2 protein-coding genes are annotated in these 2491 nt (G+C 72.5%); both read left to right on the forward strand.

The annotated features are described in order from the left end of the window. Window positions 1-621, forward strand: a 621-nt coding sequence (locus D180_RS08505; RefSeq protein ID WP_017912462.1) for an SAM-dependent methyltransferase, incomplete at its 5' end; no start/stop codon positions are given. Between the two features lie 25 nt (window positions 622-646). Continuing rightward, complete coding sequence (locus D180_RS08510) at window positions 647-2362, forward strand: glycosyltransferase family 39 protein (RefSeq protein WP_017912463.1); 1716 nt, start codon at window positions 647-649, stop codon at window positions 2360-2362. Window positions 2363-2491 lie beyond the last annotated feature (129 nt).

Raw genomic sequence — 2491 nt, forward strand, 5'->3', positions numbered from 1 at the left:
CAGGACGGCGCGGCGCAACAGGTCGCCGACGTGCTGGCGCCGACGCCCGGTGCGCGCGTGCTCGACGCCTGCGCGGCGCCCGGCGGCAAATCCGCGCACCTGCTCGAACGCGATCCCAGTCTGCGCCTGACCGCGCTGGACGTGGATGCGCGGCGCCTGGCGCGGGTCGGCGAGACCTTCGCGCGTACCGGCGCCGGTGCGCAGGCGCAGCTGCAGGTCGCCGACGCGGCGCAGCCGCAGGACTGGTGGGACGGCGTGCCGTTCGACGCGGTGCTGCTCGACGCGCCGTGTTCGGCCACCGGCATCGTGCGCCGCCAGCCGGACGTGCTGCTGCATCGCCGCCGCGAGGACGTGATCGCCCTGCAGGCGCTGCAGGTGCGCCTGCTCGACGCCGCCTGGCAGGTGCTGCGGCCGGGCGGGGTGCTGGTCTACGCGACCTGCTCGCTGCTGCAGGACGAGAACGCGCGGCAGGTGCAGGCGTTGCTGGCGCGGCAGCCCGGTGCGGCGCTGGAGGATCCGGGCGCGGCCTGCGGGCATGCTTCCGGCGGCGGCCGCCAGCGCTTCCCCGGCGAGCAGGACTGCGACGGTTTCTACTACGCAAGGTTCCGCAAGACGGCATGAACCGGCCCCGGTATCATCGCGTCCCATGCTGAAGACCCGCGCCTCCCGAGAGTTCTGGTTGTTGGCCATCCTGGCCGTGCTGGTGCTCGGCGCCGGCCTGGGCCTGCGCGATCCGCACCCGGCCGACGAGCCGCGTTTCGCACTGGTCGCCAAGCAGATGGTGGAGAGCGGCAACTGGTTGTTCCCGCACCGCGGCAACGAGCTGTACTCGGACAAGCCGCCGATGCTGATGTGGCTGCAGGCGAGTTTCTACACGCTGTTCGGCAACTGGCGGGTGGCCTTCCTGCTGCCGTCGCTGCTGGCCGGGCTGGGCACGCTGGCCTGCGTCTACGACCTCGGCCGGCGCCTGTGGACGCGCCGTGTCGGCATGTACGCGGCCTACGCGCTGCTGTTCGCCTTCCACTTCACCTACCAGGCGAAGAAGGCGCAGATCGACCCGTTGGTGGTGTTCTTCATCACCCTGGCCAACTACGCGCTGCTGCGCCACCTGTTGCGCGGGCCGGACTGGCGGCTGTGGGCGCTGGGCTGGTTCGCCGCCGGCCTGGGCACGATCACCAAGGGTGTGGGCGTGCTGGCGCTGCTGATGCTGCTGCCGGCCGCGGCGGCGTCGCTGGCGCACTGGCGCGGGGTGCGCGTCGGCCTGCGCGATCCGCGCTTCTGGCTGGGGCCGCTGGCGTTCCTGGCGGCGGTGTCGATCTGGCTGGTGCCGATGGTCGCCACCGCGCTGTCGAGCAACGCGCCCGAGTACCGCGCTTATCTCAACGACATCCTGTTCCGGCAGACGGCCGGGCGCTACGCCAAATCCTGGGACCACGCGCACGGGCCGCTGTACTTCTTCGGGGTGATGCCGAGCATGTGGCTGCCGGTGCTGCTGGCGCTGCCGTGGGCGATCCCCGCCTGGGCGCGGCGCCTGCGTCGGCGCGACGCGCGCTACCTGCTGCCGCTGGCCTGGTGGGCGCTGGTGGTGCTGTTCTTCTCGATCCCGACCGGCAAGCGCGATGTCTACGTGCTGCCGGCGCTGCCGATGCTGTGCCTGGCGATGGGGCCGCTCATTCCAGGGTTGTTGCGCAAGCCCGGGATCAAGCGCCTGCTGCTCGCGTTCACCGCGCTGCTGACGCTGGCGCTCGGCGGCGTGGGCGCGGCGATCCTGCTGGGGCACGGCTTCCGCGCGAAGATGATGGAAGACCGCGGCATCGATCTGGCGACCGTGCAGGTGCTGGCCTGGATCCTGCTGGCGATCGGCCTGTGGGGCGTGGCCAGCCTGGCCGCGTTCGCGCGGCGCCGCCCGGAACTGGCGACGGTCTCGACCCTGACCATGGTCTGGGTGATGGCCGGCTTGCTGGTGTACCCGCTGATCAACATGTCGAGTTCCGCGCGCGGCGTTATGGAGTCGGTGGGGCGCCGCATCGGCCCGGAGGCCGAACTCGGCCTGGTCGCCTGGAAGGAGCAGAACCTGCTGATGGCCGACCGCCCGGCGACGACCTTCGGCTTCGTGGTGCCCTGGGACGAGCAACTGCGCCGCGGCATCGCCTGGCAGGCGCAGGCGCCGCAGCGGCGCTGGCTGCTGGTGCAGGAGGCGGCGATGCTGGGCTGCGTGGACCGCAACGCGAGCATCCTGGCCGGCGTGTCCAACCGGCGCGACTGGTGGCTGGTCCCGGCCAGCGCCGTGCACGGCCACTGCGTGGTCACCCAGGACGACCGCGACCGCCTGCGCGAGCAGGACAAGGACCGCTTCGAATGAGCCGCCTCCGCGCGTTGCGGCGGCGTGGTGCCGCTGGCGCCCGGCGCGCTGCGCGGGCAGGGAGACGCGCGTGCCGCCACGCCTGATCCGGGTCATCAGCCGCGACAACGGCGGCGGCCTCAGCCGCGA

This window comes from Xanthomonas sp. SHU 166 (genome assembly GCF_000364685.1).
Classification (GTDB): domain Bacteria; phylum Pseudomonadota; class Gammaproteobacteria; order Xanthomonadales; family Xanthomonadaceae; genus Xanthomonas_A; species Xanthomonas_A sontii.